Consider the following 24,050-nt stretch of genomic DNA (forward strand, 5'->3'; position numbering starts at 1 on the left):
TCGTTCACCCGGTCGGGGGAACGAACGGACGCGAACGCAAGAGGTGCGCAGATGGTGGCCCCGCCTGACAACGACATTCTCTGGGCCCGCGGCCTGCACCACAGTTACGGCGCCGGCACCGCACTGACCGGAGTCTCCCTCGGCGTCCGCGAAGGGGAGATCCTCGCCGTCACCGGCCCGCGCGGCAGCGGCAAGACGACGTTGCTACGCTGCCTCTCCGCCCAACTCGCCCCGTCCGAGGGCGAGGTGTGGTTCAACAGTTCACCGGTGCACACCCTCGCCGCCCGCCACCGCGAGCGGCTGCGCCTGGACCGCTTCGGCTGGATCGACACCCAGCCCCACCTCGTGGCCGAACTGACCGCCGGGGAGAACGCCGCCCTGCCGCTGCTGCTGCGCGGCGAGGGCGGCCGCGCCGCACGGAACACCGCGGCCGAGTGGCTGGACCGGCTCGACGTCGGCGACTGCGCACGCCGCCGCCCCGCGCAGCTCGACCAATCACAGCGTCAACGCGTCGCCATCGCCCGCGCGCTGGCCACCACGCCGCAGGTCCTCTTCGCGGACGAGCCGACCGCGCCGCTGCACCGTGCGGACGCCACCCAGGTGCTGCGCACTCTCACCACGGCGGCCCGCTCGCACCAGATCACCGTGGTCCTCGCCACCCACGACCCGGAGGCGACCTCCCTCGCCGACCGCACCGTCGCCCTTCTCGACGGCCGGCGGTCCCGCGGCGGCGCCGTCTCCGCCCCCGACGCGGAAAGCAGGGCAGCGTGCTCGCTCTCCGTCTAGCCCGCGGTACGCGTCCCCTGGTGCTGGCGCGGCGTGCCGCCGTCGCCGCGGCGGCCGGGGGCACCGGATTCCTGCTGCTCGCCACCCTCGGCCACGCCACCGCGCACCCCGCGGACTCCGGCCAGGCCGCGGTGCGGCTGCTGTGGTGCCTGGCGCCGCTCGCCGCGACCGCGCAGCTCGCGGTGGCGGTGGCGCGTACGGATCCCGCCGCGCGGCTCCAACGGGGCATGGCGGCGGCGGGGCTGGGCCCGTTCCGGCTGACGCTGCTCGCCGCCGTCTCCACCGCGCTCACCGGCGTGCTGGGCGCCGTCGCGGCGCTGCTGGTGTTCCTCCGGCTCCGCGGTGGTCTCGGCACCGCGCCGTGGCCGAAGGCCGCCACGGAGCTGCTCGGCGCGGGGCATCCGCTGCCGGTCGCCGGGACGGCCCTGCTGCTGGCGCTGGTACCGCTGGTCATGGCCGGGGCGACCGCCCTGGCGCTGCGCCCGCGTGAGGCCGCTCCGGCCCCGGCGCCCGCGCCGTCGGAGGCGGAGACGGGGGACGGTGCCGACGGCGCGCCCCGCACGGCGCCCGCCGCCCCGTCCGGCCTGCCGTGGGGCATCGCCCTGACGGCGGTGGGGCTGACCGTCGAGACGTACGCGGGGCGCGGTGCGGCCACGGGCTCCGGCCTGCTGCCGCTGCCGGGCCGCCTGGTGGGCAGCCCGCCGGGCGTCCTGGCGGGGTGGGCGCTGTCCGCCGTCGGGCTGGTGCTGGCCGGCCCCGGACTGGTGCACCTGTGCGGGCGGCTGCTGTGCGCGGGCCGTCCCGGCGCGCTCCGGCTGCTGGCGGGGCGGATGCTCCAGGAGGAGGCGCGGCGGATCGGCCGCCCCATCGGGGTGCTGTGCGCGGTGGCGTCGGGTGGCTACGCCGCCATGAGGGTGTTCCGCGCCGCGCCGCTGGAGACGTTCGGGCCACTGACCGCGGTCGGCGCGGCCGTCGTGCTGGGCTGCGTCCTGGGGAGCGCGCTCGCCGCCGGGCTGGAGTCCCGCGCCGCACGGGCGGACGCCACCGCGGCGCTCCGCAGGCTCGGCGCCCCGGCCGCCCTCCTCCGCCGTGCCGCCACCCTCCGCGCCGCCACCCTGGTACTCGTCCTGACTCCGCTGACCTGGGGCGTGGCCGAGCTGGCCACGGTGCCGCTGGTGCGGTGAGGTCTGCTGCTGCGCATGGGGCGGCGGGCATGGGGCACGGGGCCGCATCACGCCCCCTGCGGCCGGCGTCTGTTGTACGGAGCCTGCGCCATGCCTGGGTCCCATGCGCCGTGGACCATACGCCGTGGCCCGCGGCCCCATGCGGGCAGGCCCGATGCCCATGCGCCGGGCCCCATGCAGGCAGGGCAGGCCGTCCGGAACGGCGCCGGACCGGTCCCGGTATGGCAGACACGCAGTCGGTTCCGGGCGCCCGCTCCGCCCCATGCGCCGCGTAGCGGTGCCGGCCGGGAGCCTGACGCGATGCATCCCTCCGCCCTGTGGAGGCAACCCGTCCCCCGGAAAGCACGTCTGCATGGCCGGGTAACGCAGTGGTGAGATGCACGCCCGCGGTACCGGGGCGAGCTACGGTGCGGCGGACGGGCGCGAACGGAGCACGTGGTGATCATCGGTCTTGTGACCGCCGTGGCGGCCTCCGCCTGTTACGGCGCGGGGTCCGTACTACAGGCGGTGGGGTCGCGCAGATCCGCCCGCCAGGAAGCGGCCGTGGCCCCTTCCTCCGGTGTGACGCAGCATGGCGGCCCCAGTCTCTCGTCGACCGCGAAGGCCGCGGTGACCTGGGAGTTTCTTGTCGGTACCGGGCTGGATTTCCTGGGTTTCGTCCTGGGCGCGCTGGCTGCACGGCTGCTGCCGCTGTTCCTCTCCCAGACGGTGATCAGCGCCAACCTGGTGATCACCGCGCTTCTGAGCATCAAGATGCTGGGCATCCGGCTGACCCGCCCCGAGTGGGCATCGATCGCCGTGGTGTGTTCGGCGCTGGTGCTGCTGGCCACCGCCGCGGGCCATGAGGGCAGCGGCGCCACCCCGCTCGCCACCCACTGGTGGCTGCTGGCCGCATCCGTGCTACTGATCGGTGTCGGCACCCTCGTCGTACGGCTGCTGGGTGCCCGCGCCGCCATCCCCGCCGGTCTGCTCTCCGGGCTGGGCTTCGGCGCACTCGGCGTCGGCGTACGCGTCCTGAACGGCGTGGACCCGTTCGACCTGCCGGCCCTGCTGAGCGACCCGGCCCTCTACGCGATCCTCGTGGCGGGCCTCGGCGGTATGTATCTGCACACCGTGGCGCTGCAGATCGGCTCGGTGAACGGTGCCACGGCGGCGCTGGTGGTGGGCGAGACGGTGGTGCCCGGCATCCTCGGCGTGCTGTGGCTCGGTGACGCCTCCCGCCCCGGCTTCGCCTGGGTGGCCGTCCTCGGCTTCGTCCTCGCGGTCGCCGGAGCCGTTGCCGTCGCCTGGTTCGGCTCCCCGGAAACCGGCCTCACCCTGATCCCTCCGGGCGATGCGGACGACACCCACGACACGGGGGATCCAGGGGATACGGGGCGGAACCTGACCGAGGGCGTGGCGGGGCGCTGACGCCACCACGGGGCGGGCCCGCCGGTGCGCGCATGGGGCGGGCCGGGTCACCAATGGTGCGAGTGCGTTCCATGGCCACCGGCCGCATGGGGCGGCGGGGCCACGCAGGACGGAGCTGCATGGGGCCGTGCCTCGGCGCCGCCCCATGCAGCCCGCCCCATGCACCCGCCTCAGGCGCGGACCACCGTGCCCACGCGCTCCGCTATTCCGACCACTCGCCCGCAGCCGCCACGCCCGGCGCTCCAGAGGTGGGCTCGCCGTCGCCCGGCGCTCCCTCCCCCGCCATCCCCAGCACCACGACGTCCTCCGATACGAACCGCACTCCCACCCGCTGCCCGGGCTCCGGCGCGTCCCCGAGCGCGCAGGCCGCCTCCAGTTGCGGGCCGTCGGCCGGCTGGAGGAGGAGAGCCACATGCGTACCGCGGAAGGTGCGGGAGGTGACGGTGCACGGCAGGCCGTCCTCGGGCGTGGTGAGCCGGACCCCGGCCGGGCGTACCAGCAGTCGGCACGCCCCTTCCTTCGCACCGTGCGGCACCGGCATCTTGCCCCAGGGCGTCTCGGCGGCCCCGCCCCGTACCGTCGCCTCGACCACGTTGTCGAAGCCGAGGAACCGGGCGACGAACTCAGTGGCGGGGCGCTGCCAGACCTCCAGCGGTGTGCCGGTCTGGGCGATGCCGCCGTCCTGCATGACGACGACGCGGTCGGCCAGCGCGAACGCCTCCCCCTGGTCGTGGGTGACGGCCAGCACCGTCGTCCCCAGCGTGCGGAAGAGGCCCCGTAGCTCGACGACGAGGCGTTCGCGCAGCCCGCGGTCGAGCTGTCCGAGCGGCTCGTCGAGCATCAGCAGCCGGGGGCGCGGGGCGAGCGCCCGGGCGAGCGCGACCCGCTGCTGTTCGCCGCCGGAGAGCGAACCGACGGCGCGTCGTGCGGCGCCCGGCAGGCCCACCAGGTCGAGGAGTTCGGCGACGGTGCGGTCCTGCTCGGCGCGGCGCGCCCCGCGCATCCGCAGGCCGAAGGCGACGTTCCCGGCGACGTCACGCTGCGGGAACAGCTGGTGGTCCTGGAACATCAGGCCGACACCACGCCGATGCGTGGGCACCCGCGCCTGATCGCGTCCCTCCAGGACGACCCGCCCGGAGTCGGCCTGCTGCAACCCGGCGACCACCCGCAGCAGCGTCGACTTGCCACTGCCGCTCGGTCCGAGGACGCAGACGATGTCGTGGGCGGCGATGCCCAGGTCGACGGCGTCGAGCGCGGCGGGTGCCTCCTGCCCGCCGAAGCGGACGGTCACCCCGTCCAGGCGCAGCAGGTCGCGGCGTTCGGTGGGCCGGGTCGTGGTGGTGGCGGTCATCAGAACTCCCCGGAGTGGTCGGTGCGGAGGCGTTCCAGGGCGAGCAGGGCCCCTGCGCACACCACCATCAAGAGCGTGGACAGGGCCATCGCCTGGCCGTAGTTGAGCTCCCCGGCGCGGCCCAGCAGCCGGGCCACGGCCACCGGAAGGGTGGGGTGGTCGGGGCGGGCGATGAACACCGTCGCGCCGAACTCGCCGAGGGAGACGGCGAAGGCGAAGCCCGCGGCGATCAGCAGGGCGCGGCGCACCATGGGGAGGTCGACCTCCCGCCACACGCGCCACGGGGAGGCCCCCAGGACGGCGGCGGCCTCCCGGAGCCGTCCGTCGACGGCGCGCAGCACCGGCAGCATGGTGCGCACCACGAACGGCACACCGACGAGGGCCTGTGCGAGCGGCACCAGCCACCAGGAGGAGCGCAGGTCCAGCGGCGGCTTGTCGAGGGTGATCAGGAAGCCGAAGCCGACGGTCACCGCGGACACCCCGAGCGGCAGCATCAGCAGCGCATCGAAGCCGCGCACCAGGCGGCCGCCCCGCCGGGTGAGCGCGGCGGCGGCGAGCCCGCCGATCACCAGCGCGATGGCGGTGGCCGCGGCGCCGTAGGCCAGGGAGTTCCACAGCGCGTCGAGCGGTGCGACGGCGAAGGTGCTGTCGGCGGACGCGGCGGAGCCCAGCGTGGTGTAGAAGACCGTCCCGTAGCCATCCGGTCCGGCGAAGGACCGTACGACGAGGATGACGAGCGGGGCCACGAGGAGCACCGCGATGACGGCGACGGTGCCCCACAGCAGCGCCCACTGCCCGCCGCCCCGTGGGCGGTGCGCGGTGCGCGCGGCGTCGACGAGGCGGAGAGTGGATTCACGGCGCCGTACCGTCCAGGCGTGCAGCGCCAGCAGTCCCAGCACCGCGACGAACTGGATCATCGTCAGGACGGCGGCGGTGGGCAGATCGAGGAAGTCGGCGGTCTGCCGGTAGATCTCCACCTCCAGGGTGGAGAAGGTGGGGCCGCCGAGGATCTGCACCACGCCGAACGACGTGAAGGTGAACAGGAAGACCATCAGCGCGGCGGCGGCGACGGCGGGGCCGAGCGCGGGCAGTGTCACCCGGCGCCATGCGGCGAACCGCCCGGCCCCGAGCACCCGCGCGGCCTCCTCCTGCCGCGGGTCGAGCTGGCTCCACAGGCCGCCCACGGTGCGGACGACCACCGCGTAGTTGAAGAAGACGTGCGCCAGCAGGATCGCCCACACCGTGGTGTCCAGCCGCCCCCCCCACAGGTCGTCGAGGAGCCCGCCGCGGCCGACCAGCGCGAGGAAGGCGGAGCCGACGACGACGGTGGGCAGGACGAACGGGATGGTGACGACGGAGCGCAGCAGCTGCTTGCCGGGGAAGTCGAAGCGGGCGAAGACATAGGCCCCGGGGAGGGCGACGAGCAGCGTCAGGCCGGTGGAGGCGGCCGCCTGCCAGAGCGTGAACCACAGGACGTGCAGGATGTCCGGATCGCCGAGGACGGCGGTGAGCCGGCCGAACTGCCAGTGGCCGCCGTCGCTGAGCCCGCGGCCGACGATCGCCGCGACGGGGTAGGCGAAGAACAGCGCGAAGAAGACGAGCGGCAGGGCCAGCAGCCCCATGCGCACCGCGGTGGCGCGCATGGGGCGGCGGCCCCGTGCGGTTACTTCAGGACGAGCGAGGACCACTGCTTGATCCACTGTTCGCGGTGTGCGGTGATCGTCTCCGGAGCGACCGTCGCCGGTTCGTCGATCGTCGCGCCGTACTTGGTGAACAGCGCGGGCACGGCGGCGTCCTTGCGGACCGGGTTGACGAACATCTGGAGCGGCATGTCCTCCTGGAACTTCCGGCTCAGCAGGAAGTCCAGCAGTTCCTTGCCGCCCTTCTCGTTCTTCGCGCCCTTGAGCAGGCCGCCGAACTCGATCTGGCGGAAGCAGGTGCCGGTGGCCACGCCGGTCGGGCCCTGCTTCGGCTCCGGCTTCTTGCCGAGCACCTCGACGGGCGGGCTGGAGGCGTACGAGACGACCAGCGGCTTGTCGCCCTTGTCCTTGCCCGCGGCGGAGCCGGAGAACCGTTCGTTGTACGCCTGCTCCCAGCCGTCGACGACCTCCACGCCGTTGGCCTTGAGCTTCTTCCAGTAGTCCTGCCAGCCGTCCTGGCCGTACGCGGCGATGGTGCCGAGCTGGAAGGCGAGCCCCGGCGAGGACGTCGCGGAGTTCTCGGTGACCAGCAGGTTCTTGTACTCCGGCTTGATCAGGTCGTCGAAGGTCTTCGGCGGCGCGAGGTGGTGCGCGGTGAAGTACGCACGGTCGTAGTTGACGCAGGTGTCGCCGTAGTCGAGCGGGGTGACGTGGTGCCCGGCCTTGTCGAGCTGGAGTGCGTCCGGCACCGTGTCGAGCCCCTTGGCCCGGTACGGGGCGAAGATCCCGGCCTTCAGGCCGCGCGAGAGCAGGGTGTTGTCGATGCCGAAGAAGACGTCGCCCTGCGGGTTGTCCTTGGACAGGATCGCCTGGTTGACGGCCTTGCCCGCGTCGCCGCCCTTGAGGACGCGGACCTTGTAGCCGCTCTGCTTCTCGAAGTCGGCGAGCACCGATTTCGAGGCGTTGAACGAGTCGTGGCTGACGAGCGTGACGGTCTTGGCGTCCGCCGCGTCACCGCCGGAGCTGCTGCAGGCGGCGAGTCCGCCCAGGGTGACGGTGGCGACCACGACGGCCGCGGTGGCTCTGCGGGTGGTGGTGCGGTTGGTGTGACCCACTGATGTTCCTCCTGGCTGGCCAGGAAGAGACGCGGCCCCGCGCCGCGCCGCACGGGGCGCGTCGGACACGCGCCGTGCGGCGCCGCACGGGGCGCAACAGCATGAGTGATGACCGAACTTCCTACCCGGAATGACCCGGGCGAGGTTCAAGGGTCTGCGGGTCCCCGTATCCCTACGGTCTCCCCGCACTCTCAGCGCTGTGGCGCTCCCCTGTCGGAATGTGCATTTGTTCGATCACACGGTACCAGCGCGGGGGTCAGCGTTCTGAGGCGGCGAGCTGGCCGCAGGCCCCGTCGATCTCCTGGCCGCGGGTGTCGCGCACCGTCACCGGCACGCCGTGCGCCTCGATGGCCCGGACGAACGCCCGTTCGTCCTCGGGGCGTGAGGCGGTCCACTTCGACCCGGGCGTCGGGTTCAGCGGGATGAGGTTCACATGGACGCGCCGTCCCTTGAGCAGCCGTCCGAGCAGGTCGCCGCGCCATGCCTGGTCGTTGATGTCGCGGATGAGGGCGTACTCGATGGAGATCCGGCGGCCGGACTTCTCCGCGTACTCCCACGCCGCGTCGAGGACCTCGCGGACCTTCCAGCGGGTGTTGACCGGCACCAGCGTGTCGCGCAGCTCGTCGTCGGGCGCGTGGAGCGAGACGGCGAGGCGGCACTTGAAGCCTTCGTCGGCGAACCGCAGCATCGCCGGGACCAGGCCGACCGTCGACACGGTGATACCGCGCTGGGACAGCCCCAGGCCGTCCGGCTCGGGGTCGGTGAGCCGCCGGATGGCGCCGACGACCCGCTTGTAGTTGGCGAGCGGCTCCCCCATGCCCATGAACACGATGTTGGACAGCCGCGCGGGGCCACCGGGCACCTCGCCGTCGCGCAGCGCTCGCATGCCGTCGACGATCTGGTGGACGATCTCCGCCGTCGAGAGGTTACGGTCCAGACCGGCCTGCCCCGTGGCGCAGAACGGGCAGTTCATCCCGCAGCCGGCCTGCGAGGAGATGCACATGGTGACGCGGTCGGGGTACCGCATCAGCACCGACTCGACGAGGGTGCCGTCGTGCAGCTTCCAGAGGGTCTTGCGGGTGGTGTCGTCGTCACAGGAGATGTGCCGCACCACGCTCATCAGCTCGGGCAGCAGCTCCGTCGCCAGCTTCTCCCGTGCGGCGGCGGGGATGTCCGTCCACTGCGCCGGGTCGTGCGCGTACCGCGCGAAGTAGTGCTGCGACAGCTGCTTGGCACGAAACGGCTTCTCCCCGATCGCGGCCACCGCTTCACGGCGCTCCACGGGGCTGAGATCGGCGAGGTGCCGCGGGGGCTTCTTGGCCCCACGCGGCGCGACAAAGGTGAGTTCTCCGGGCTTCGGCATGGTGCATCCAGTGTCGCAGACCCCCGAGGCGGGCCAGGCCCGTCCCGAGAGTGGGGGCGGTCACCCCATACGCGCGGGCACGGGGCGGCCCGCCCGCAGTCAGGGGAGGTGCCGGACCTCTCGGAGGTGGGCGACGGCCCCCGCACGGCCCAGGGTGATCTCGTAGATGCCTCCCGAGCAGGAGTACGGGGCCTCACCGGCGCACATGGCCAATTGGTGAAGCCCTCGCCCTGCCCCACCGTCCGCCGCCACACCTGGGGCCACCGCATGGGGCGCGGTGCGTGTGCGCATGGGGCCCGGTGCATGGGGCGCCAAGGTGCTGGCCGCCCCATGCACCGGCCCCGTGCGCACACGCAGAAGCCCCCTGCCAACGATGTCCCGTCGGCAGGGGGCTTCCCGTCACACGGTGACGGACACGGTGTCAGGCGTGGAGCCTGGAGGTCACCCGGCACCCACAAAGATCACGAAGAGCAGCCAGACGACCGGGGCGGTGGGCAGCAGGGAGTCGAGCCGGTCCATGATGCCGCCGTGGCCCGGCAGCAGGGTGCCCATGTCCTTGATGCCGAGATCCCGCTTGATCATGGATTCGCCGAGGTCACCGAGGGTGGCACTGGCGGCGACCGCGAGGCCCAGCAGCAGCCCCTGCCACCACGCACCGCCCTTGATCAGGAACTCCAAGCACAGCGCGCCGGCGACCATCGCGAACAGCACGGCGCCGACCAGGCCCTCGCGCGTCTTGCCGGGGCTGATCCGGGGCGCGAGCTTGTGCTTCCCGAACCGCCACCCCACGGCGTACGCCCCGGTGTCGCTGACGACGGTCAGCAGCAGGAACGTCAGCACCCGCTGCGGCCCGTCCGCGTCGGCGGCGAGCATCAGGGCGACGAAGGTGGCGAGGAACGGGACGTAGAACGCCGTGAACACGCCCGCGGTGACGTCCCGCAGGTAGTTCTCCGGCTTTCCCGTCATCCGCCACACCAGAACGGCGAGAGCGGTGAGCGCCATCGCCGCCCACGCACCACCTGCACCGCGGACGTACCCGGCGATCACCATGGCGGTGCCACCGACGGCGAGCGGGATCAGCGGTACCTGGATGTCCTTGCGTTCCGCGAGGCGCGCGGTCAGCTCCCACAGGCCCACGACGACGGCGACCGCTATGACGCCGATGAAGACGGGCTTGTAGACGAAGAGGGAGGCGAGGATGACCACGCCGAGACCGACGCCCACCCCTATCGCGGCGCGCAGATTGCGTCCCGCGCTCTTCTTCTTGGGCTTCTCCGGCTCCGTCGGATGAGGCTTCTGCGGGTCCGTCGAGCCATCGGGCCCGGGGGAACCGGGGAAAGGCGTGGCCATGGGCTCCTGCGGCTTTTCGTCGCGGAACAGGGGGCCGCTCAGGCGAGTGGCCCCCCGGTCGTCCCGGTGGTTCGGGTCATCCCGGGGGCCCCGGTGGTCCCGGTCGTCGTCCTGGTGTCCGCCGGTGTCGGGCACGACGGGTAGCGGACGGGTCCGGGCGACCGCTCCCCCGTCGTATGAGTGCCCCGCCGCAGCGGGGGACGCCGCCCCATGCGGCGCGGGGGCCGCCCCGTGGTCCGGCGCCGGTCCCCAAGGGCCGGCGCCGGGCGAGGAGCCCCAGGATGACTCGTTCATCAGACCTCGAGGAGCTCGGATTCCTTGTGCTTGAGCAGCTCGTCCACCTGCGCGACGTACTTCGCGGTGGTGTCGTCGAGCTCCTTCTCCGCGCGGCGGACCTCGTCCTCGCCGGTCTCCTTGTCCTTGACCAGCTTGTCCAGGCTCTCCTTGGCCTTGCGGCGGACACTGCGGATCGAGATCTTCGCGTCCTCGCCCTTGGTCTTGGCGACCTTGATGTAGTCCTTGCGGCGCTCCTCGGTCAGCTCCGGGAACGTCACACGGATGATGTTGCCGTCGTTGCTCGGGTTGACGCCGAGGTCCGAGTCGCGGATCGCCTGCTCGATGTTGCGCAGGGCGCTCTTGTCGAACGGCGTCACGACGGCCATCCGCGGTTCCGGGACCGAGAACGACGCCAGCTGGTTGATCGGCGTCATCGCACCGTAGTAGTCCGCCACGATCTTGTTGAACATCGCCGGGTGCGCACGCCCCGTGCGGATCGCGGCGAAATCCTCCTTGGCGACCACGACGGCCTTCTCCATCTTCTCCTCGGCTTCGAGGAGGATCTCTTCGATCACCACTTGCTCCTGGTCTTATTCGTAAGAAGCAGAGCCTCGCCCCTGCCGCGCGTCCACTCCTGCACGGTGTCCGACCGGCAGGCGGTTGTCCATCCCCGTGCCGGTCTCGTCCCCGTGCACGGGAGGTGCCGCGGGGCGCGGGGCGACGCCCCGTGCCCGCGCGGCAGTTGGGGCCGTCAGGCCCGGGTGTCCTGATCGCTGACGAGCGTGCCGATCTTCTCACCCTTCACCGCACGCGCGATGTTGCCCTCGGCGAGCAGTTCGAAGACGAGGATCGGAAGCTTGTTGTCACGGCACAGCGTGACGGCGGTGGCATCGGCGACCTTCAGGTCGCGGGTGATGACCTCGCCGTATTCGAGAGCGTCGAACTTGACCGCGTCGGGGTTCTTCTTCGGGTCTGCGTCGTACACGCCGTCCACGCCGTTCTTGCCCATCAGCATGGCCTGGGCATCGATCTCCAGGGCGCGCTGGGCGGCCGTGGTGTCGGTGGAGAAGTACGGCATGCCCATACCGGCGCCGAAGATGACGACGCGGCCCTTCTCCAGGTGGCGCACGGCGCGCAGCGGGATGTACGGCTCCGCGACCTGCCCCATGGTGATGGCGGTCTGGACACGGGAGTCGATGCCTTCCTTCTCCAGGAAGTCCTGGAGGGCGAGGCAGTTCATGACCGTGCCGAGCATGCCCATGTAGTCGGAGCGGGCCCGGTCCATGCCGCGCTGCTGGAGTTCGGCGCCACGGAAGAAGTTGCCGCCGCCGATCACGATGGCGATCTCGTAGCCGTCGCGTACCACGGCGGCGATCTCGCGGGCGATGGCGTGGACGACGTCGGGGTCGACGCCGAGACCGCCGCCGCCGGCGAATGCTTCGCCGGACAGCTTGAGCAGGAAGCGTCCCTTCCCGCCGCTGTCGGGATTGCCGGCTTTATCCGAGCCGTCGGCACCGTGGTTCATGTGAAGCTCTCCTCGTACACATACGAAGGAGGCCATTGCCGTGGGTCTGGTCCAGATCCCTGTGCGGCAATGGCCTCCTCGTCACATCTGCGGCCGGCCGGTGTGCGGCCGACTGCGTACGACCCTAATGGGGTCGCGGGTCATTCGCTGCCCTGCACCAGGTGGTCGGCCGTGGCGGCCGGTCGTGGTGGTGCGGGGCGTTCCGGCTCGCTCAGATGCCGACCTTGATGCGCGAGAAGCGCTTCAGGGTGACACCGGCCTCCTGGAGGACCTTCTCGACCGACTTCTTGTTGTCGAGCGCGTAGGGCTGACCGAGCAGCGTCGCGTCCTTGAAGAAGCCGTTGAGGCGACCCTCGACGATCTTCGGGAGGGCGGCCTCGGGCTTGCCCTCGGCGCGCGTGGTCTCCTCGGCGACGCGGCGCTCGGCCTCGACGACCTCGGCCGGCACGTCGTCCTTGGCCAGGTACTTCGGCGCGAACGCGGCGATGTGCTGGGCGATGCCCTTGGCGACCTCGGCGTTCTCCTTGTCGAGCTCGACGAGGACACCGATCTGCGGGGGCAGGTCCGGCATGGTGCGGTGCATGTAGGCCGCAACGTAGCCGCCGGTGAACTGCGCGAAGCGGTCCAGGACGATCTTCTCGCCGAGGTTGGCGTTGGCCTCGTCGACGAACGCCTGGACGGTCTTGCCGGCCTCGATCTCGGAGGCGAGCAGCGCCTCGATGTCGGCCGGGGAGGTCTTGGCGACGTGCGCGGCGATCTCGTTGGCGACGGCCTGGAACTTCTCGCCCTTGGCGACGAAGTCCGTCTCGCACTTCAGCTCGACGAGGACGCCGGAGGTCTTGTCGTCGGCGATCAGGGAGACCACGGCGCCGTTCTCGGCGGAGCGGCCCTCGCGCTTGGCGACGCCCTTCTGGCCCTTGATACGCAGCGCCTCGACGGCCTTGTCGACGTTGCCCTCGGCCTCGTCCAGGGCCTTCTTGCAGTCCATCATGCCGGCGCCGGTGAGCTCGCGGAGCTTCTTGACGTCAGCGGCGGTGTAGTTCGCCATGATCTGTGAATCTCTTCTCGAAAGTCGATAGATCTACGGGTGGACGGCGGGGGCGGCGCTTGTTGCACCGTCCCCCGCCGTCATCAACCGGTCTGAGGTCAGGCCTGCTCGGCGTCGGCCGCCGGCTTCTCCTCGGCCGCGGCCTCGGCGGGCTTCTCCTCGGCCTTGGGGGCCTCGTCGGCCTTGGGGGCCTCGTCGGCCTTCTTGTCGCCCTCGAGCAGGTCGCGCTCCCACTCGGCCAGCGGCTCGCCGGCAGCCTTCTCGCCCTTGGCCTCGGCGCCACCGGAACGGGCGATGAGGCCCTCGGCGACGGCGTCGGCGATCACGCGGGTGAGCAGGGTGACGGAGCGGATCGCGTCGTCGTTGCCCGGGATCTTGTAGTCGACCTCGTCGGGGTCGCAGTTGGTGTCGAGGATCGCGACGACCGGAATGTTGAGCTTCCGGGCCTCACCAACGGCGATGTGCTCCTTCTTGGTGTCCACGATCCAGACGGCGCTGGGCACCTTCTGCATCTCGCGGATACCACCGAGGGTCTTCTCCAGCTTGGCCTTCTCGCGGGAGAGGACCAGCAGCTCCTTCTTGGTGAGGCCGGACGCGGCCACATCCTCGAAGTCGATCTGCTCGAGCTCCTTCAGGCGCTGGAGGCGCTTGTAGACGGTCGAGAAGTTGGTCAGCATGCCGCCGAGCCAGCGCTGGTTCACGTAGGGCATGCCCACGCGGGTCGCCTGCTCGGCAATGGCCTCCTGGGCCTGCTTCTTGGTGCCGACGAACATGACCGAACCGCCGTGGGCGACGGTCTCCTTGACGAACTCGTAGGCGCGGTCGATGTACGACAGCGACTGGAGCAGGTCGATGATGTAGATGCCGTTGCGCTCCGTGAAGATGAAACGCTTCATCTTCGGGTTCCAGCGGCGGGTCTGGTGCCCGAAGTGGACGCCGCTCTCCAGCAGCTCCCGCATCGTGACGACGGCCATGGCCGTTCTCCTTGTGTTTCTCGGTTCCACTGCGGCCGGTCGGCCGCGGTGCCTGACGCCCCGACGCGCCTGCCGGGGAGGGAACCTTGCGGAACCGTCCGAGGACCGAGGGGCGCGGCCACCGTGCGGCCCGATAGGGACTGATGCACTGGCGGCGGGGCGTGCGAAGTCGACCCGGTGACCCGGATCGCCATCAGAAGTGTACGGGACGGCCGACGCCCTCAGCGACACACGCCTTGCGCACGGTGCCGTCCCGTGCCGTCTCACCTGCACCGGGCCTCACGGGCAGCCCCGGCGGCCCCATGCCGGACGCGACGGGCTGCACGGTGGGGGCGCCGTCGGGACGCGCCGATAATGGCGGTTCACCTCGGGGAGGTGGTGAGGGCGCATGGGGCGGGGCGCTCGTGCATGGGGCGGGGGGCGCTCGCGCATGGGGCGGGGCAGCTGCGCTTGCCCCATGCGGGCGGGAGTGGGCATGCGACGTGGCTGTCGCGGTGTAGGGGTGTGAACACGTGGGCGTGGGGCCCTCGCGCCGGGCGGGCACGGGGCGCGGCCAGGTGTCGGATAGGAGTCGGAGAGGACTGGGTTACGCGACTGTCATCGAGGGGGCGGAAATGTCAGAGGGCGGGGAGGCACTGCTCCCGAGGGCGGATGGACCTAACTTCCGAGTCCGGGGCTCACCGGATCGGATGAGGAGGTTGTCCACAGAGGCCGGGTTACCCACAGATCTGGTTCAAGATCCCCGCGCTCGCTCGGGCTGTATCACGGTCGAACCATGCGACTTATCCCGGCTCTCCCCCGCCTCCGCGTCCTGCCCGGCCGCCTCCGCCCCTCGTCCCTGTCCGGCCCTCGCACTCCCGATCTTCCTTCGCCCTGTCTCGGCAGCCGTCGTCCGCCGGGCGTTCGCCGCTTCGATCCGCTGGGGGCGTGGTACCGCGCCCGGACGACGCGATCGAGCGGGCACCGTCCACGCCGCCGGTGCCGGATCGCCGTCGGGGAAGCGCCCGCCGGGCAGCTCGGTGTGGCCGCTGCGTCGGTGAGCCGATCAGGCTCGTGTGACGCGCCGGTGCATGCTCGTCGTCCTCGCGCACGGGGTGCGTCCGGCGTCGGATGGTGCGTACGCATCGTGCGCCGGCACGGGCGACGCTCAACGCACGCAGCGGGCCTCCGTGGACAAGCGCCGACGGCCGGTCCGTCGCGGTCGGGTGGTGCGCGGTACGCCCCGGGTGGTGCCTCTTCCTTGCAGGTCACAGCTGTTTCGGCCAGGGGTGTGCTCGCCGCTGTGGTGGCGTTCGCCGCCTTCGCCTCTCTCGCCGCGCTCACGGGGGTGGCGGCCGCCCGAGCGGGAGGGCGTGAGTCGCCGGCAGAGCCCGGGCCCACCACTCCGCAGGCAACGGAGGATCCGGCGCCCGCCGCCACCGACCGTGCCTGGCCGGTGACCGGCGCAGCCGGATCGCGGCCCACAATTCTGCGTGGTTGGGAGCCGCCGCCCGCGCCCTGGGCGCCAGGACACCGCGGTGTGGATCTGGCCGCTGCGCCTGGGGCGACTGTCCGGGCCGCGGCCCCCGGCGAGGTCGCGTTCGCCGGGGTCGTCGCAGGCCGGGGCGTGGTCACCATCCAGTTGTCCGACACCGGAGAGCCGCCGCTCCGCACCACGTACGAGCCGGTGTACGCCTCGGTACGCAAAGGCGACCGGGTGGACGCGGGACAGCCGGTGGGCGTCCTCCAGGAGGGCCCGTTCCACTGCCACGAGCCCTGCCTCCACTGGGGACTGTTGCGCGGGAAGACCTATCTCGACCCGCTCACGCTGCTTCCCCCGTCCATGCGGCAGAGCGGCCCGTCACGGCTTCTGCCTCTCACCGGTGTGCCGATTCCACCGGACACGCCGTTGGACGGCGATGCCCCGGAAGGGCGGGGCGCACGGAAATCGGAAGGACTCCGAGTACAGCGCGATCGCTATGAGGGAGCTGGGTGGCAAGAGCTGCCCGACGGAGCTTCGTACCGCCTGGCCGCCCGCGTGGGGCAGGGCGACGCGGCGGGCCGGGCCAACGGAACGAAGGTCCCAGGCGCCCGGGAACGCATCGAGCGACGGGGCACCGTGCCCTGAATGCTGGGCGGTGAGCTGACGGCGAGGCGGGAGCGATCGACGCCGCCGGGCTTACGTGAGGGGTGGCGGAGGGGGGAGGCGGGGATGGGAGGGGGGGGGCGGGGGGGAGCCCCCCAGAGGCCGAAACAACCCCCCTCCCCCTTCTCAGCCCCCCACCCCCCGCAGCACCATGGAGACCGCCGCCTCGGTGATCGCTTCAGGGTCCTCTGCCGCGCCGAGTTCGATGCGGCGGACGGCGGCGTCGACGACGCCCTGGAGGAGCATGGCGGCCAGGCGGGGCTCGGTGTGGCCGAGGCCGGCGAGCGCTTCCACGATCATGGCGATGAGTCCGCCGTGGGCGGCGCGGATCTTCTCCCGCGCCCCGGCGTCCAGCTCACCTGCCGAGATGGCGACGACCGCGCGGTGCCGTCGGTCACCGACCAGCGCGAGCTGGCGTCGTACGTATGCCTCGATCTTCGCTTCGTCGGTGTCGGCGCGCTCCATGGCCGCCTCGACCTCCGCCGCCCAAACCGGGAAGTCGACGGCGCACAGCTCTTCGACGACGGCGGCGCGGGAGCGGAAATATTCGTACACGGACGACCGCGCGAGGCCGGTGCGCTCGGCGAGTGCGGGGAAGGTCAGGGCTTCCGTTCCGCCTTCGGACAGCAGGGTGCGGGCGGCGTCCAAGAGGGCGCCGCGCTGCATTGTTCGGTGCTCGGCCACTGAGGCCGCTCGAATCCTGGGCACCCGACCACTCTACGGATGGGCGGCGCCGAGCGGCACTCCGCGTCGGCTCTACGGCGGGGCGTACCGCTCCGGGGCGCGTCCGGCCGCTGCTCCTGACGGCTTCCCGGCAGCGGTGTCATGCCCGACCCGCCCGGCGGTCGGTCAGCGGGACCGTCCGTCCGACCGGCAGGTCCACCCCGTCCGCGTATCCGCCCGGCTCATCGTCCCGCGTCGGCGAGTTTGGCCCGTAGCTGGAGGACGGACTTGGTGTGGATCTGGCTGACGCGGCTTTCGGTGACGCCGAGGACGTTGCCGATCTCGGCGAGGGTGAGGCCCTCGTAGTAGTAGAGGGTGACGACCGTCTTCTCGCGGTCGGGCAGCGTGTTGATGGCGCGGGCGAGCAGCCGCCGCAGTTCGCGGTCCTCGGCGATCTCGACGGGGTTGTCGGCGGCGGTGTCCTCCAGCGTGTCCATCAGGCTGAGACGTTCGCCGCCCTCGCCGCCGGCGTGCAGGAGTTCTTCGAGGGCGACGACGTTGGCCAGGGAGAGCTGGCTGAAGACGCCGTGGAGGTCTTCGAGGGAGATGCCCATCTCGCGGGCGACCTCGGACTCCGAGGGGGTGCGGCGCAGCTGGGCTTCGAGGGTCGCGTAGGCGCGTTCGACGGCGCGGGCCTTCTGGCGTACGGAGCGGGGGATCCAGTCGAGTGCGCGGAGTTCGTCGATCATGGCGCCGCGGATGCGGGTGATCGCGTAGGTCTCGAATTTGATGGAGCGTTCGGGCTCGAACTTCTCGATGGCGTCGATGAGTCCGAAGACTCCGGAGGAGACGAAGTCGGCCTGTTCGACGTTGGAGGGCAGGCCGACGCTGACGCGTCCGGCGACGTATTTGACGAGGGGTGAGTAATGCAGGATCAGCTGTTCCCGCAGGCGTTCGTCGCCGGTTCGCTTGTAGGAGCGCCACAGATCGTCGAGCGCGCTGGGGGCGGCGGGGCGCACGCCGGCGCGCGCGGCAGGTGGTACTGCCGCGCGGTCAGAACCGGAGGTGTGCTGGGGCATTCGTCGCCTTGAGCCGTTCTGCCGGGACACGGGTGGATGGGTGGGCGGGCTGGTCGGGTGTGAGCGTAGCGTGACTGAAGCGTCGCTGTGTGCGAGGGAGTGCGGTTCGGGTGTGCGCAGATACGTTCCGCTGCCCGCACCCCAGGGTTACCGCGTGCGGCACGCCGCAGCGTGACTCCGGCGTTGCGCGCGGCGCGTCGGCAAGGCGGGACGCCGGGCGGAGAGGCGTGGCCGACGGGGTCTCCGGTGTCCCGCGTGCCACATCAGCCCCTCCCTGCGGTTCGGTTTGACCTGCTGAAGCATGCCAAATATGGATTCGGCGTTCTTGTCCTCACCATTTCACCCGTTCGCGCCAGGTCAAGTACCGCCTCGCCGAGATCTGCCGGGTTCGTCGCGCCGTACGAACTCCCAGCGCGTGCCGGATCGCTGGACGAATCCGAGCGTGCACAGTTCATGGAGCTTGCTGTGGGTGACGTCCGGGGCGAGGCCGGATTCGCGGGCGATGTCGGTGAGGGCGGCGGTGCCGCGGGGCGGCAGGGCCTCCAGGACGCGTGCGGTGGCCGGTTCGAGGAGGTCGCGGGCGAGGAGCGGGCCGCGCGGTTCGGGTGCGAGGTCGCCGATGGCACCGGCGTGCTCGACGATTTCGTCGGCGGAGGTGACCACCGTGGCCTCGCCGCGCAGGAGTTGATGCACCCCGGCGGAGAGTGCGCTGGTGACGGGCCCGGGGACGCCCATGGTGAGTCGCCCCAGGGACTGCGCGCGGCGGGCAGTGACGAGGGAGCCGCTGCGCAGTGCGGCTTCGACGACGACGGTGCCGCGGGTGAGGGCGGCGATCACGCGGTTGCGTTGGATGAACCGGCTGCGGGTCGGGTGGGCGCCGGGTGGTAACTCCCCTACGACCAGTCCCTGTTGGGTGATGCGGTCGATCAGTCCGCTGTGGCCTGCGGGGTAGGCACGGTCGATGCCGCAGGCGAGGACGGCGAGGGTGGCGCCGCCTGCGGCGAGGGTGCCCCGGTGGGCGGCGCCGTCGATGCCGTAGGCGGCGCCGGAGACGACGGTCCAGCCGCGGTCGGCGAGCCCGGCGCCCAGGGTGGCGGCGAGGTGGGCGCCGTACTCGGTGCAGGCCCGGGCGCCGACGAGGGCGACGGAACGCAGCGCCCACAGGCGGAGGTTCGCGCCGCCGCGCACCCAGAGGCCGGTGGGCCGGGCGTCGCCGAGGTCGTCGAGCTGGCCGGGCCATTCGTCGTCGCCCGGGCAGAGGAACCGGGCCCCGAGGGCGGCTGCCGTGGCGAGGTCGGCCGCGGGATCGGCACGGGCGGCGCGCAGACGCAGGCCGTCGAGTGCGGTGCGGCTCGCGTCCGTGGGTGGTGGTCCGTCGCCGGTGAGGGCGTGCCACAGGGCGACGGGGCCCAGTTCGCGCAGCCAGCGTCCGGCGCGGAGGTCGCCCGGTTCGATGATGCGGCTGAGGGCGGCGCGGGCGGTGCGCTCCGGGGTGGGGCGGTCCGGGGGCGGTGGCGCGGAGTCAGGGGCGGGGGTTCCTGGAGTTCGAGGGGGGCCGGCGGCTGGGCGGTGGGGCCGGTGTGGCGGCTGGGGTGTGGTCATGGCGTCACCTGGGCCGGGTCGGGAGCGGCGCGCCGGAGCTGCTTTCCGTCCGGGCGGGGGCGTCGGCGGGTGGGCGGTGGTGTGGGGGTGCCGCGGGGGACGCCGGTGCGGAGTTCGAGGGCCGTGGCGACGTCTTCGGCCGTGGGACGGTCGCGTCCGGCGAGGTCGGCGGCGGTCCAGGCGACGCGGAGGACGCGGTCGAGGCCACGGGCGGTGAGCAGGCCGGATTCCAGGTCGCGTTCGGCCTGGGCGAGTGCGCCGGGGTGGGCGTGCCAGCGGGTGCGGAGTTCGTGGCCGGGCACCTCGCTGTTGGTGGTCCAGGGCGTCCCCGCGTAGCGGGCGGCGGCGCGGGCGCGGGCCTCGCGTACGCGGGCGGCCACGGTGGCGCTGGATTCGGCGCCGGTCTCAAGGGTGGCGAGGGCGGAACGGGCGACGGGTTCGACGGTGACGCGCAGGTCGACGCGGTCCATGAGGGGGCCGGAGAGGCGGGCGCGGTAGCTGCGGACGGAGGACGGGCGGCATTCGCAGCCGCCTCCCGGGGTGCCGTGCCGGCCGCAGGGGCAGGGGTTTGCGGCGAGGGCGAGGAGGAAGCGGGCAGGCATCCGCATCATGGCGGCGGCGCGGGCGACGACGACATGACCGGCTTCGAGGGGCTGGCGCAGGGCGTCCAGCACACGGGCGCTGCATTCGGCGGCCTCGTCGAGGAAGAGCACCCCGCGGTGGGCGAGCGAGACGGCTCCGGGGCGGGGCAGTCCGGTGCCGCCGCCGACGAGGGACGCCATCGTGGCGGAGTGGTGGGGCGCGCAGTACGGCGGCCGTTCGACGAGTGGCTGGCCGGGCGGGAGGGTGCCGGCGACGGAGTGGACGGCGGTGACTTCGAGGGATTCCTTGGGTGTCAGGGGCGGCAGCAGGCTCGGGAGACGTTCAGCGAGCATGGTTTTCCCCGCGCCGGGCGGGCCTTTGAGGAAGATGTGGTGGCGTCCGGCCGCGGCGATCTCCAGGGCGTGGCGGGCACCGTGCTGACCTGCGACGTCGGCGAGGTCGGGGGCGTGGTCGCCGGTGGGCAGACCAGCGGCGATGCCGGTGCCGGGGACGGCGAGCCCGGCCAGCAGCGGGTCGGGGCGGCCTTCCCGGGGGACCTCCTCCTCGTCGGGGACCGGTTCATCGGCGAGGAGGGCGATGAGCTGGCGCAGGCTGCGGACGCCGAGGACGGTGACGCCGGGGACGAGGGAGGCTTCGGCCGCGGTGCATTCGGGGACCACGACGGTGCGGTATCCGGCTTCGGCGGCGGCGAGGACGGCGGGCAGCACGCCGCGGACGGGGCGGACCCGGCCGTCGAGCCCGAGTTCGCCGATCATCATCAGGTCGGTCAGCTCCCGCGGGTCGAGGCGTTCGGCCGCCCCCAGGACGGCGCAGGCGACGGCGAGGTCGAAGCCGCTGCCGCTCTTGGGGACCGATGCCGGGCTGAGGCCGACGGTGAGTTTCTTCTGCGGCCACTCGGCGCCCGAATTCACGACGGCGGCGCGGACCCGGTCCTTCGCCTCGACGAGGCTTTTGTCGGGGAGTCCGACGAGGGTGAAGGCGGCGACGCCCGGTTCGAGGTCGGCCTGGACCTCGACGACGACGCCTTCGACGCCGACGAGCGCCACGGAGCAGGTGCGGGCGAATCCCATCTCACGCCACCCCCCGGACGTGCTCGACGACCGGGGCGCCCCGGGCCGGGAGGAGGATGCCGATGACGTCGATGCGGACGCCTCCCGGCGGTGGACCGCCGTGGCGTTCCATCCAGTGTTCCGCCAGGAGCCGCAACCGGCGGGTCTTGTCGGGGCGGACGGCGGCCATCGGATGTTCGTAGGCGCCGGCGCGGCGGGTCTTGACCTCGCAGATGACGAGGGCGTCGGCATCGGTGGCGACGATGTCGATCTCGCCTTCGCGGCAGCGCCAGTTGCGGTCGAGGATGCACATACCGCTCGCGGTGAGACGGCGCACCGCCAGGTCCTCGCCGTACCGGCCCAGGGCGCGGCGTGGTGTGGTGACCGGTCGGGGTGCCGGTGTGGCGGGGGTACGACGCGGCGCTTCGCGGTGGCCCCCGGTACCAGTGGTGCGGCTCCCCGGAGGCGGGGCGGCGGCGCGCGATTTCCGGGGGCGCGTACGACCGGCGCGTGCGCCGTCGCCGCCCGGGCGGGTGGCGGAGGCACGGTCCGCGGCTCCCGGCGGCCTCGCCGCGGTCACGGAGCGGATGGCCGGGGTCGGGTCCGGCGTATCGGCGGGCGCGGAATCCCGGCCGTCGGCACCCGGGTGGTGCGGGGTGGCGCGGTCCGCCGAGCCGGGCGGCGTACCGGATACCGAGGCGGTACGGACCGGCCGCCCCGGCCCCGGCCGGGCGGCATCCGCCTCCTCTGTACCCGCCTCCCCCACCGGGCCGGGCGGCGCACCGGTCACCGAGCCGCTCCGTGCCACACGCCCCGGCGCCGCCACCCCGGATTCCGCCGGCCAGCCGGGCACGGGACGGGCCGACCCGCCGACCGCCGGTTGTGTCGGCCGGACCTGCCCCGGCCCCACGGGCTCGGCCGGGGCGGCCGCCGCCGCGAGCCATCCGCCGCTCCCCGGCGCCCTCCGCAGGGCGTTCCTCGATCCGTGCTGCATGACGTTCATGCGGTACCACCTCCGGCACCGACTGTGACGTCTCAGGCCGAAGGTATGGGATCTTGGTGGATAACCGCCCGGCTGTGGATAACCCGGCCACCCCAACGAGCGGGTGCGATGCCCGCATCACACCGCCCCGGGAGCCTCGACCGTGTCTCCGTGCCGGAGACCGCACCACCGACAGGCCGCGCGCCCCGGCCGTTCAGCCGCAGGTCACAGGCGTCCCGGCCATGCCTCCACGAGCAACACGACCGGGCCCCACCGCACTCCCCCGAGGCGCCGCCCCGCCCGGCTCAGCTCCCCGGCAGGTCCAGATCGCTCTTGTTCAGCTCTTCGATGTTCACGTCCTTGAAGGTCAGGACACGGACCTGCTTGACGAAGCGAGCGGGGCGGTACATGTCCCACACCCAGGCGTCGGCCATCGAGACCTCGAAGAAGACCTCACCCTGGACGGAGTGCACCTGCATCTCGTAGTCGTTGGTGAGGTAGAAACGTCGCTCGGTCTCGATCACGTATTTGAACAGCCCGACGACGTCGCGGTACTCCCGGTAGAGCTTCAGCTCCATCTCGGTCTCGTACTTTTCGAGGTCCTCGGCGCTCATGGCAGATCCCCTTCAGCCGTGCGTGCCCCCATTGTGCGTCAGGCCCGCTCGGTCTCCAGGGCCAGCGGCGCACTCGGGGGCCCTTCGTCGAGCAGCGTGCGCAGCAGCCCGGCAAGTCTGGTCGGGTACACCGTCTCATGGGTCGCCGACAGTTCCGCCACGGTCCACCACCTCAGCCCCGATACGCTGCGCCGCTCCAGGTCGGTCTGGCCCCGGGTGTCGGTGGCGGTGTGCTCGGTGCGGGCCAGGTAGTACCACTCGTCCTGCTCCCAGCGGCGGCCGTCGAACGGGAAGGAGCAGCGGCGCCGCCAGAGCACCGGGCCGAGGGCCGCGGCGGTGATGCCGGTCTCCTCGGCCAGCTCCCGCAGCGCGGCCTCCTCATGGGTCTCGGTGCCCTCCAGCCCGCCGCCGGGCGTGAACCACCAGGTCTGCTCCGGGTGCGCCGGTTCGAAGCCGTGCAGCAGGAGGATGCGGTCGTCGGGGTCGAGGAGGATGACGCGGGACACCTGGCGCACCTCCCCGGGCCTGCCGTTCTCCGGCGGCTCAGCCATGGGCCTGCTCCTCGTCGGCCACGGGCGCCGCCTGAGCTGCCCGGTTGCGGCGCGCGGCGAGAGGCCCGTACGCGGCGCCGCCCAGGATGAGGACGGCTCCGGCGACGATGGCGGCGGTCAGCGGGCGCAGCGGTCCGGGCTCGGAGGTGCCGCCGGGCAGTGCGGCGAATCCGTCGGCGCGGTCGAGCATGCCGATGCCGCTCAAGGGCCAGGCCAGGGCGTCTACGCGGCCCAGGACCGCATCGCGCGGGACGGCGCCGTCGTCGCCGTCGGTGGTGTGGGAGCGGGAGTCGAGGGAGTCGCCGCGGTGGTCGCCGAGGAGGAAGAGGCGGCCGTCGGGGACCTTGGCGCTGAAGCCGGTGGGCGAGGCGAGCTTCGGGTTCTGGAGGTACGGCTCGTCGACGGGGGTGCCGTTGACCGTCAGCTTCCCCTTGGTGCAGCAGGCGACGGTGTCACCGCCGACCCCGGCCACCCGCTTGACCATGGGGACGTCGCCCCAGACGGTGTCCCGGAAGACGACGACGTCACCGCGGCGCACCTGGGAGCCGTCCACGTTCTCGGCCAGTACCCGGGCGCCGGGCTCGATCGTCGGGGACATGGAGTCGGTCGGCACCGTGTAGGGGCGGTACAGCAGCGCCGCCCAGACGAAGCCGCCGAGGAAGAGGAGACAGCCGACGGCCACGGCCAGACCGGACAGCGTGCTGCCCGTGGTCCGGCCGTGGCCGTCGGTGTGTGCGGTGCTGCGGGCCATCCCAGCGCT

General features: G+C 72.5%; 20 protein-coding genes and 1 pseudogene. 4 read left to right on the forward strand and 17 right to left on the reverse strand.

Annotation, left to right across the window (positions count from 1 at the left end; genetic code table 11):
- The first annotated feature begins 51 nt into the window (after positions 1-51).
- The 3 genes from ACZ4U4_RS27075 (at position 52) to ACZ4U4_RS27085 (ending at position 3,380) form a co-directional block, all read left to right on the forward strand.
- Positions 52-786, forward strand: a complete 735-nt coding sequence (locus ACZ4U4_RS27075; RefSeq protein ID WP_467879370.1) for an ABC transporter ATP-binding protein — start codon at positions 52-54, stop codon at positions 784-786.
- The gene (locus ACZ4U4_RS27080) at positions 768-1,970 is read left to right on the forward strand and encodes a hypothetical protein (protein ID WP_467879373.1); all 1,203 of its coding nucleotides are present in this window, start codon (positions 768-770) and stop codon (positions 1,968-1,970) included. Before ACZ4U4_RS27075 ends, ACZ4U4_RS27080 begins: the two co-directional genes overlap by 19 nt.
- Before the next feature lie 438 nt (positions 1,971-2,408).
- On the forward strand, positions 2,409-3,380 hold the full coding sequence (locus ACZ4U4_RS27085) for a DMT family protein (RefSeq protein ID WP_467879376.1): 972 nt from the start codon (positions 2,409-2,411) through the stop codon (positions 3,378-3,380).
- Between the two features lie 202 nt (positions 3,381-3,582).
- Here the strand turns inward: ACZ4U4_RS27085 and ACZ4U4_RS27090 are convergent, their stop codons facing one another.
- The 9 genes from ACZ4U4_RS27090 to rpsB all read right to left on the reverse strand — a co-directional run bounded on the left by ACZ4U4_RS27090 (position 3,583) and on the right by rpsB (position 14,022).
- Positions 3,583-4,731: an ABC transporter ATP-binding protein gene (locus ACZ4U4_RS27090; RefSeq protein ID WP_467879379.1), complete on the reverse strand. Its 1,149-nt coding sequence runs from the start codon at positions 4,729-4,731 to the stop codon at positions 3,583-3,585.
- Positions 4,731-6,374, reverse strand: coding sequence for an ABC transporter permease (locus tag ACZ4U4_RS27095; protein WP_467879382.1), 1,644 nt, complete (start codon positions 6,372-6,374; stop codon positions 4,731-4,733). The genes ACZ4U4_RS27090 and ACZ4U4_RS27095 overlap by 1 nt, the downstream gene beginning before the upstream one ends.
- A 20-nt stretch (positions 6,375-6,394) precedes the next feature.
- The gene (locus tag ACZ4U4_RS27100) at positions 6,395-7,486 is read right to left on the reverse strand and encodes a thiamine ABC transporter substrate-binding protein (RefSeq protein ID WP_467879385.1); all 1,092 of its coding nucleotides are present in this window, start codon (positions 7,484-7,486) and stop codon (positions 6,395-6,397) included.
- 256 nt (positions 7,487-7,742) lie between these two features.
- Complete coding sequence (gene rlmN, locus ACZ4U4_RS27105) at positions 7,743-8,849, reverse strand: dual-specificity RNA methyltransferase RlmN (RefSeq protein ID WP_399085174.1); 1,107 nt, start codon at positions 8,847-8,849, stop codon at positions 7,743-7,745.
- A gap of 441 nt (positions 8,850-9,290) precedes the next feature.
- Entirely contained in the window at positions 9,291-10,493 is a 1,203-nt protein-coding gene (locus tag ACZ4U4_RS27110; protein ID WP_467879388.1) for a phosphatidate cytidylyltransferase, read from the reverse strand.
- The gene (frr, locus tag ACZ4U4_RS27115; protein ID WP_030289224.1) at positions 10,493-11,050 is read right to left on the reverse strand and encodes a ribosome recycling factor; all 558 of its coding nucleotides are present in this window, start codon (positions 11,048-11,050) and stop codon (positions 10,493-10,495) included. Before frr ends, ACZ4U4_RS27110 begins: the two co-directional genes overlap by 1 nt.
- A gap of 176 nt (positions 11,051-11,226) precedes the next feature.
- A complete protein-coding gene (gene pyrH / locus ACZ4U4_RS27120) occupies positions 11,227-12,000 on the reverse strand; it encodes a UMP kinase (protein WP_467879392.1) in 774 nt (257 codons plus the stop codon).
- A 211-nt stretch (positions 12,001-12,211) separates the two neighbouring features.
- Complete coding sequence (gene tsf / locus ACZ4U4_RS27125) at positions 12,212-13,048, reverse strand: translation elongation factor Ts (RefSeq protein ID WP_467879395.1); 837 nt, start codon at positions 13,046-13,048, stop codon at positions 12,212-12,214.
- A 98-nt stretch (positions 13,049-13,146) separates the two neighbouring features.
- Entirely contained in the window at positions 13,147-14,022 is an 876-nt protein-coding gene (gene rpsB / locus ACZ4U4_RS27130) for a 30S ribosomal protein S2 (protein WP_467879397.1), read from the reverse strand.
- Between the two features lie 775 nt (positions 14,023-14,797).
- On the opposite strand from rpsB, the gene ACZ4U4_RS27135 reads away from it, so the two are divergent.
- Complete coding sequence (locus ACZ4U4_RS27135) at positions 14,798-16,129, forward strand: murein hydrolase activator EnvC family protein (RefSeq protein WP_467879399.1); 1,332 nt, start codon at positions 14,798-14,800, stop codon at positions 16,127-16,129.
- 144 nt (positions 16,130-16,273) lie between these two features.
- Here the strand turns inward: ACZ4U4_RS27135 and ACZ4U4_RS27140 are convergent, their stop codons facing one another.
- The 8 genes and pseudogenes from ACZ4U4_RS27140 to lepB all read right to left on the reverse strand — a co-directional run bounded on the left by ACZ4U4_RS27140 (position 16,274) and on the right by lepB (position 24,041).
- A complete protein-coding gene (locus ACZ4U4_RS27140) occupies positions 16,274-16,813 on the reverse strand; it encodes a TetR/AcrR family transcriptional regulator (protein ID WP_467879535.1) in 540 nt (179 codons plus the stop codon).
- Positions 16,814-17,052: 239 nt separating this feature from the next.
- Entirely contained in the window at positions 17,053-17,889 is an 837-nt protein-coding gene (whiG, locus tag ACZ4U4_RS27145) for an RNA polymerase sigma factor WhiG (RefSeq protein WP_405745012.1), read from the reverse strand.
- A gap of 357 nt (positions 17,890-18,246) precedes the next feature.
- Positions 18,247-19,491 carry a DNA-processing protein DprA gene (gene dprA / locus ACZ4U4_RS27150; protein ID WP_467879401.1) on the reverse strand — a complete coding sequence of 415 codons (1,245 nt, stop codon included), beginning with the start codon at positions 19,489-19,491 and terminating at the stop codon, positions 18,247-18,249.
- On the reverse strand, positions 19,488-21,164 hold the full coding sequence (locus ACZ4U4_RS27155) for a YifB family Mg chelatase-like AAA ATPase (RefSeq protein WP_467879403.1): 1,677 nt from the start codon (positions 21,162-21,164) through the stop codon (positions 19,488-19,490). The genes dprA and ACZ4U4_RS27155 overlap by 4 nt, the downstream gene beginning before the upstream one ends.
- 1 nt (position 21,165) lies before the next feature.
- Positions 21,166-21,516, reverse strand: a pseudogene (locus ACZ4U4_RS27160) (YraN family protein); the annotation flags it as partial.
- Between the two features lie 914 nt (positions 21,517-22,430).
- Entirely contained in the window at positions 22,431-22,739 is a 309-nt protein-coding gene (locus ACZ4U4_RS27165; RefSeq protein WP_003980220.1) for a DUF2469 domain-containing protein, read from the reverse strand.
- 38 nt (positions 22,740-22,777) lie between these two features.
- Positions 22,778-23,290, reverse strand: a complete 513-nt coding sequence (locus tag ACZ4U4_RS27170; protein ID WP_467879407.1) for an NUDIX hydrolase — start codon at positions 23,288-23,290, stop codon at positions 22,778-22,780.
- Entirely contained in the window at positions 23,283-24,041 is a 759-nt protein-coding gene (gene lepB, locus ACZ4U4_RS27175; protein WP_467879410.1) for a signal peptidase I, read from the reverse strand. Before lepB ends, ACZ4U4_RS27170 begins: the two co-directional genes overlap by 8 nt.
- Between the last annotated feature and the right edge of the window lie 9 nt (positions 24,042-24,050).

Source organism: Streptomyces sp. NPDC029159 (genome assembly GCF_055564055.1).